7 protein-coding genes are annotated in these 7,549 nt (G+C 43.2%); 6 read left to right on the forward strand and 1 reads right to left on the reverse strand.

Annotated features, from left to right (window positions below; all coding sequences use genetic code 11):
• Positions 1-15 precede the first annotated feature (15 nt).
• Entirely contained in the window at positions 16-1,524 is a 1,509-nt protein-coding gene (malQ, locus tag OGM63_RS15250; protein ID WP_263746439.1) for a 4-alpha-glucanotransferase, read from the reverse strand.
• A 302-nt stretch (positions 1,525-1,826) separates the two neighbouring features.
• On the opposite strand from malQ, the gene OGM63_RS15255 reads away from it, so the two are divergent.
• From OGM63_RS15255 to OGM63_RS15280, 6 genes are all read left to right on the forward strand, one after another.
• On the forward strand, positions 1,827-2,258 hold the full coding sequence (locus OGM63_RS15255; protein ID WP_263746440.1) for an NUDIX domain-containing protein: 432 nt from the start codon (positions 1,827-1,829) through the stop codon (positions 2,256-2,258).
• A 41-nt stretch (positions 2,259-2,299) separates the two neighbouring features.
• Positions 2,300-2,689 carry a RidA family protein gene (locus OGM63_RS15260; RefSeq protein WP_263746441.1) on the forward strand — a complete coding sequence of 130 codons (390 nt, stop codon included), beginning with the start codon at positions 2,300-2,302 and terminating at the stop codon, positions 2,687-2,689.
• A 110-nt stretch (positions 2,690-2,799) separates the two neighbouring features.
• Entirely contained in the window at positions 2,800-3,024 is a 225-nt protein-coding gene (locus OGM63_RS15265; protein WP_263746442.1) for a type II toxin-antitoxin system MqsA family antitoxin, read from the forward strand.
• A gap of 267 nt (positions 3,025-3,291) precedes the next feature.
• A complete protein-coding gene (locus OGM63_RS15270; RefSeq protein ID WP_263746443.1) occupies positions 3,292-3,759 on the forward strand; it encodes a hypothetical protein in 468 nt (155 codons plus the stop codon).
• 647 nt (positions 3,760-4,406) lie between these two features.
• Entirely contained in the window at positions 4,407-7,082 is a 2,676-nt protein-coding gene (locus OGM63_RS15275) for a tetratricopeptide repeat protein (RefSeq protein WP_263746444.1), read from the forward strand.
• Between the two features lie 105 nt (positions 7,083-7,187).
• On the forward strand, positions 7,188-7,346 hold the full coding sequence (locus OGM63_RS15280) for a hypothetical protein (protein WP_263746445.1): 159 nt from the start codon (positions 7,188-7,190) through the stop codon (positions 7,344-7,346).
• The last annotated feature ends 203 nt before the right edge of the window (positions 7,347-7,549 follow it).

A 7,549-nucleotide genomic window follows, 5' to 3' on the forward strand; every position in this document is an offset into this window, starting at 1 on the left:
CCCCACTCCCCCCACTTACTTCACTTGCGGAGCGCGACCATAGAGAGTCGTGAGATTTTTCAGCTTTAAGCTTAATTCATGGGTTAAAGCTTCTGATTGATATCGCCATTCCCAGTTACCTTCAGCAACACTAGGCATATTCATTCGTCCTTGGGTATCTAATCCTAAAAAATCTTGTAAGGGGATAATTGCCTGATTTGCTACAGAACTTAAAGCAAGTCTAATTAAATCCCAGTGAATGCCTTCAGGACTGACAGAACCTAAATAAAGCAACAAGTTTTGCTTTTCGTAATCAGAAGCTTGATTGAACCAACCTATGGTTGTGTCGTTGTCGTGAGTGCCGGTGTAAACTACGCAATTGCGATTGTAATTGAATGGTAAAAAGGGATTACCGGGATCGGAACCAAAGGCAAATTGCAAAACTTTCATCCCAGGAAACTCAAATTTGTCGCGCAGGGCTTCTACTTCCGGGGTGATTACTCCTAAATCTTCCGCCAAAACTGGCAGCTTGCCCAATTTTTGTTTGATTTCCTCAAATAATTTGTCTCCAGGAGCCTTGATCCACTCTCCATTCACGGCTGTTTGTTCACCTTGTTTCACAGCCCAATAAGCTTCAAATCCGCGAAAGTGGTCAATGCGAATTACGTCTATGTAATCGAGCATTGCTTCAAAGCGCTTCACCCACCATTTAAAGTTTTGTTTTTCTAATTCCTCCCACTTGTAAACTGGGTTGCCCCACAATTGACCAGTGGCGCTAAAATAATCTGGTGGAACTCCTGCCATTATTGAAGCTTCTCCTGTGTTTTCATCTAAGCAAAAAATATCAGGATTAGACCAAACATCAGCGCTGTCGTGAGCTACGTAGATGGGGATATCACCAATAATTTCTATATCAGCCATGTTGGCGTAGTTCTTGAGTTCGGACCACTGGCGGAAAAATTCAAATTGGGTGTATTTATAATAAAAAATCTCCTCCTCCATTTCTTGCCGTACTCGATCTATTGTTTCTGGTTTGCGCGATCGCACTTCTGGTTCCCAAGTATGCCAGCTTGCACCCCCATGAGCATCTTTCAACGCCATAAATAAGGCATAATCATCTAGCCAATAAGCTTTGATGTCACAAAAACCAGCAAATTCTTTTTGTTGTGTCGGTGCTGCTTGGGTTTTAAAGTTCTCACAGGCTTTCTTTAATAGCCCAATCTTAAATGGTACAACTTGCTCGTAGTTGACTTTAGTCGGGTCAAATTCTGGTAAGTTAGCCAAGTCTTCTTCTGATAGCAAACCCTGCTCTAGCAGTTTTTGGGGGCTGATGAGTAGAAAGTTTCCTGCTACTGCTGAATAAGAAGCATAAGGAGAATTACCGTAACCAGTCGGACCTAATGGCAGAACTTGCCAATATTGTTGCTGACTTTCTCTCAAGAAATCAATAAAGCTATAAGCCTCTATGCCTAAGTCACCAATGCCGAATCGACTGGGAAAGGATGTGGGATGAAGTAAAATACCGCTGGATCTGAAAAAAGGCATTGCTTTACCTAAATTATCGTGCATATGCGATCAAGAGCGAATTTATCACGTAATAGTAGTTAGTTGTTGGTGGGAGCGTGGTTGGTTGTTAGTGGTTGACAAAAAACTCCTTGCCTCCAGCAAGGACGGGGAAACCCCGTCCCTACCGCTAACTCCCGTACAGACGTTACGAAAGGAACGTCTCTACCTAACTACAGACGTTACGAAAGGAACGTCTCTACCTAACTACAGACGTTACGAAAGGAACGTCTCTACCTAACTACAGACGTTACGAAAGGAACGTCTCTACCTAAGTCCTAACCATGTCTTATCGCAATCCGGCTCCGACAGTTGATATCATCATCGAATTAGTTGATCGTCCTCATCGACCAATAGTATTAATCGAAAGACATAATCCTCCTTTGGGTTGGGCAATTCCTGGTGGTTTTGTCGATTATGGGGAAAGTGTGGAAGTGGCAGCGCGGCGGGAAGCCGAGGAGGAGACTGGTTTGCAGGTAGAATTAATTGAACAATTTTTGGTGTATTCTGACCCCAGTCGCGATCCGCGAACTCATACGCTGAGTATTGTGTTTTTGGCAACAGCGATGGGGGATGCGAAAGCGGGGGATGATGCGAAAAGTGTCGGGATGTTTGAGTCGTGGTGTGTGCCTGGTAATTTATGTTTTGACCACGATCGCATTTTGCGCGATTATTGGCAATATCGGCATTATGGTATACGTCCGAGGTTAGGGTAGAAAACGAACCGCAAAGGCGCCAAGAGCGCAGAGGAAGAAAGATGAGTAAGAGGGTGATTCGGACACAAGATGCACCGGCTCCGGTGGGACCTTATAATCAAGCGATCGCTGTTTCTGGTGATTTGGTGTTTGTGGCGGGGCAAATTCCCCTTGATGCGGGTTCTCTTGAGATTGTTGGGGCGGGTGATGTGACGCGGCAAACACAGCAGGTGATGGGGAATTTGGAGGCGATTCTGAAAGCTTCCGGGGCGGGGTTTGATGACGTGGTGAAGACGACTGTGTTTTTAGCTGATATGAATGATTTCGCGGCAATGAATGCTGTTTATGCTTCGTTTTTTGATGAAGCTACTGCACCGGCACGTGCTTGTGTGCAGGTGTCGCGTTTACCTAAGGATGTTTTGGTGGAGATTGATTGTATTGCGGTGATTTAAGGCGTAAATGTATTAGACAACTTATGTGAAAATTAATTATGCGTTACCCAAAACCTTTTGTAGAGACGCGATAAATCGCGTCTTCGGCTCATTTATAGGAGATTATAACCATGAGGTGTGTCATTTGTAAGCATGGACAAACCAAACCAGGCTTAGTGACTGTCACTTTAGAAAGAGACGAGTGTATAGTTGTTATTAAAAAAGTGCCGGCAGAAGTTTGTGATAACTGCGGCGAATATTACTTGAACAATAACATTACTGAACAAGTGTTACGACGAGCAGAAGTGGCTGTTAATAATGGTGCGGAAGTTGAAATAATCCGATATGCGGCTTAGAGAATTGTTTGTAAAGTCTCAATTCATACTAGCCCTGGCGACTAGAAGTCGCGGCTATACAGACAAAACCTGCCTCCGCAGGTTAGCTGTTGATTTTCTCTTAGTCCACGTAGGTGGACTTCGTTTGTGTAGTAGCGAATTATATTCGCTTTTAAAACTGTTGTAGCAAGGTTTGGGCAAAATGTCCTAAATAGGACATTTGATTAAGCGCGATCGCTCTTGAGATTTGGGAATACTTAGTTTAGTAATCTCAATGGAGTAATAAAAATGGCAGACAATCGAATCAGTGCGAATCTTTCGGCAACAGATCGGCTGGCAGTGATGGATGCGATCGCGACTATTCGGCAAAAGTTACCGTTTTTGGTTGATTTAACAAAGGAGGAGCGGAAAGCTTTACCCAAGCTTGGTGATAAAAGTCGCGCTTTTGTAACTAAAGCGCTGGAAGTGGGGACGCAAAACCCAGACTTTTTGCCGCGATCGTTTGATTTGGATGAAATGCGTCGGGATATGGAACTATTTGAAGCGTTGTATCCAATTTTGTTGTCGTTGACGCAACTGCAAGAACTGGTGGATGATACTGCTGTAGCAGTGGGTAGTGAAGCTTATGCTGCGGGGTTGATGGTTTACAATTACGCTAAGGCAAGCGGTAAAGGCACTGGTTTAGATTCAATGGTCAATGATTTAGGGCGCCGGTTTGCCAGGAAAACTAAGAAAGTGCCAGCGAAGGTATCGTAAATTTAGTACCATCTGAATAGAATTCGCTAGCTCTACGAACAAAGTCTCCCTTTGCCGACTCGATGATTTTAACTTGGAAGTTAAATTTTTCAGCTTTGAACTTGGATGTTTTAGTCTAAAGCTAGACGTTCCGAGTTCAAAGCTTTTATTTTGGGGTTTGAAGTGAGAATATTCCTGTTTGAAGTGAGAACGTTTCTGTTTGAAGTGAGAACATTCCTGTTTGAAGTGAGAACATTTCTGTTTGAAGGGCAAATGTTGCTAAAATAAAGCAAATTCAAGGTTAATCAAGTACATATATAAAACCCAAAACCTGTAGAAACGTAGCATTGCTACGTCTGTACGTGTATTGACAGCAGATTTCAGGTTAATCAAGTACATATATAAAACCCAAAACCTGTAGAAACGTAGCATTGCTACGTCTGTACGTGTATTGACAGCAGATTTCAGGTTAATCAAGTACATATATAAAACCCAAAACTTGTAGAGACGTAGCATTGCTACGTCTCTACGTGTATTTAATAACAACGCAATTTGCTGTAAAGATTACGTCTAACATAATAGCTAAAAAGAATTTCTCACAATCCGAAATCTGGGGTGCGTAGTTAGTAGTTATCCTGTAAGTAATCGCACCTCTAGCCCAAACAGAAGTGAATAACCCACAAAAAAAGCCCAAGAGCTTACAAGATATCCTCCAGCAACGGCAGCAATCAGGCTTTGTCGGGCGTGAAGAACAAGTTAGCCTGTTTCGTCAAAATCTAGACTTGTCCCTGGAAGACTCGCGCAGGCACTTTCTGTTTAACGTTTGGGGTCAAGGGGGTGTAGGTAAAAGCACACTGTTACGCCAGTTTCGCAAAATCGCGGAAGAAGCAAAAATTATCGCGGCTCATACAGATGATAGTGAAAAATCTGTCTCCGAAGCTATGGGGCGTCTGGCTGAACAGTTGGAACAGCAAAATCATAAATTGACCCAGTTTAGCGATCGCTACAAAGTTTATCGTCAGAAGCGGCAAGAATTAGAAAGCGATCCTGAAGCACCTCAAGGGTTTTCGGCTTTTGTGGGAAAAACTGTAGCAAAAACAGGTGTGCTTTTAGCGCGTCGAGTTCCCGTTGGGGGGGCTGTATTTGACTTTATAGATGAAGATGCTGTAGCCTCCCAAGCTGGGGAATGGGCGTCTTATGTAGCGAAGAAATTAACCAATAAAGACGAAGTTCGCTTAATTCAAGAACCTGTAGAAGTGCTGACTCCGCTATTTTTGCAGGATATTTCCAAATTAGCTGAGAAGTCTGGTGTTGCGCTGTTTTTCGATACTTATGAATCCACCGAGGATTTTCTTGATAACTGGCTGCGGGAAATTTTAGAAGGTCGTTACGGCGAAGTACCTCTAAATATATTAGTTATTATCGCCGGACGGCAAGAATTAGATAAAAATCATTGGGCGCCTTACGAGGGTTTAATGATTCGTTTTCCTTTGGAACCGTTTACGGAGGAGGAAGCTCAACAGTATTTGACTCGTAAAGGCATTACTAACAGTCGGGTTATTGAAGTGATTTTACGTCTTTCTGGACGCTTGCCACTATTAGTGGCAACATTAGCGGCTGAAAGTCCCAATGACCCCAGTCAAGTAGGCGATCCTAGTGGTACGGCTGTAGAACGCTTCTTAAAATGGATTGACGACCCTAAGCGGCGACAATTAGCTTTGGATGCGGCAATTCCGCGTTGTTTAAATCGAGATGTGTTGGCAAAGTTGCGAGGGGAAGATGAAGCTGATGAGCTGTTTAACTGGCTGAAAGAAATGCCGTTTATTGAAGAACGTACTGATGGCTGGGCTTATCATGAAGTTGTCAAAACGCAAATGCTCCGCCACAAGCGTCTTTCCTCTCCGCAAAGTTGGGCTGATCTTCATGGCAAGTTAGGTGAATATTACGACACTTTGCGAAATAATTTGCAACTCAATGAAGAGAAGAAACAGGGCGATCCAACTTGGCAAAGTTACGCTTTAAATGTTTTGTATCACAGTTTATGTCAAACACCCCAAAAAAGTTTGTCCATAGCTCTTAATAATTTCCTTCCTGCTTTCGACAATGAACGTTCTTTTGCTTTGCGTTGGGCAGAAACGACGGCGCAAGCTGGTAAAAATGTTGATAATGCTGAAGTTCAACGCTGGGGTGAGCAGCTAGTCAATGGATTAAAAGCTTATGAGGAGGATTGCTATGAAGTTGCTGTGGAAATGTTTACAGCACTGCTAGAGCATTCGGAAATTCAGTCTCAGTGGCGAACAATTGCTTTAAGTCGGCGAGGTAATATTTACCGCTCGATGAAACGTTATGAAGAAGCTCTCAAAGACTTTGACTGTGCCATTCAACTTAATCCTAAATACTATTGGGCGATCGCGGGTCGAGGTGAAACTTACCGCTTGATGAAGCGTTACGAAGAAGCTCTCAAAAACTTTGACCAAGCCATTCAACTTAATCATAAATACGACTATGCGATCGCAAATCGAGGTTATACTTACCGTCTAATCGAGCGTTATGAAGAAGCTCTCAAAGACTTTGACTGTGCTATTGAACTTAATCCTAAATACGATTGGGCAATCGCACATCGGGGTAAAACTTACCGCTCAATGAAGCGTTACGAAGAAGCTCTCAAAGACTTTGACTGTGCCATTGAACTTAATCCTAAACTCGATTGGACGATCGCAAATCGAGGTTATACTTACCGTTTAATGGAACGTTATGAAGAAGCTCTCAAAGACTTTGACTGTGCCATTGAACTTAATCCTAAATACGATTGGGCGATCGCACATCGGGGTAAAACTTACCGCTCGATGAAGCGTTACGAAGAAGCTCTCAAAGACTTTGACCAAGCTATTGAACTTAATCCTAAATCTCAGTGGGCGATCGCACTCCGAGGTTACGCTTATCTGATGCTGAAGCGCTACAATGAAGCTCTTGAAAACTTAAACTGTGCTATCAACTTAAAACCTGATAATAATTGGTATCTTTACAGCCGAGCTTTAGCCTATCAAGCTCTCAACCAAGTAGACAAAGCACGGGTTGACCTTAATAATGCTACCAAACTTGCTCAACAAAATTACCAAAAAGATGCTAAAGACTGGGGCAATACCTTAAATCTCGCTCTTTACTATTTAATTGGTGGAAATGTTGAATTATCACAGCGCTTATATCAATATGCTCTCTCCAGCCATGCATCATTAGAGCGTATGCGTGCAGCAATTCGTGACTTAGAGGACTTTTCAACCATCTTCCCTGAGTATATCGAAGCGCAATCTATGCGAAAGTTCTTGCAGTCTTCGGTGACTTGAGTTTTTGTCAATATATAGGCGATCGCGCTTTTTATTTGAGTCGAGAAATGTGAGCGATCGCGCTTTTTATTTGAGTCGAGATAAGAGAGCGATCGCGCTTTTTATTTGAGTCGAGATAAGAGAGCGATCGTCCAATACGGTTCGGTTAAGAATATTTGTGAACCCAAAACCCTTGTAGAGACGTTGCACTTGCTAGTCTCTACATACGTTAACCGAACCGTATTGAGCGATCGTCTACCACCTGGGGTTAAAACCCCAGGCTAATAGCGAAAGTCCTCTAAAGAGGACTAGCAAAAGATTTTAGTCCACTTAAGTGGACTTTAGCTATTAGCCCGGAAATTTATTTCCGGGTGGGTTTGTTGGCTGTTTCCGGGTGGGTTTGATGGCTGTTTCCGGGTGGGTTTGATGGCTGTTTCCGGGTGGGTTTGATGGCTGTTTCCGGGTGGGTTTGATGGCTGTTTCCGGGT

Source organism: Plectonema radiosum NIES-515, assembly GCF_025753815.1.
Classification (GTDB): Bacteria; Cyanobacteriota; Cyanobacteriia; order Cyanobacteriales; family Nostocaceae; genus Hassallia; species Hassallia radiosum_A.

What these genes read in the sequence shown, in the direction of transcription:
- malQ (WP_263746439.1), bottom strand. Translation starts at nt 1,524, where the DNA reads ATGCCTTTTTTCAGATCCAGCGGTATTTTACTTCATCCCACATCCTTT.
- OGM63_RS15260 (WP_263746441.1), top strand. Translation starts at nt 2,300, where the DNA reads ATGAGTAAGAGGGTGATTCGGACACAAGATGCACCGGCTCCGGTGGGA.
- OGM63_RS15270 (WP_263746443.1), top strand. Translation starts at nt 3,292, where the DNA reads ATGGCAGACAATCGAATCAGTGCGAATCTTTCGGCAACAGATCGGCTG.
- OGM63_RS15265 (WP_263746442.1), top strand. Translation starts at nt 2,800, where the DNA reads ATGAGGTGTGTCATTTGTAAGCATGGACAAACCAAACCAGGCTTAGTG.
- OGM63_RS15255 (WP_263746440.1), top strand. Translation starts at nt 1,827, where the DNA reads ATGTCTTATCGCAATCCGGCTCCGACAGTTGATATCATCATCGAATTA.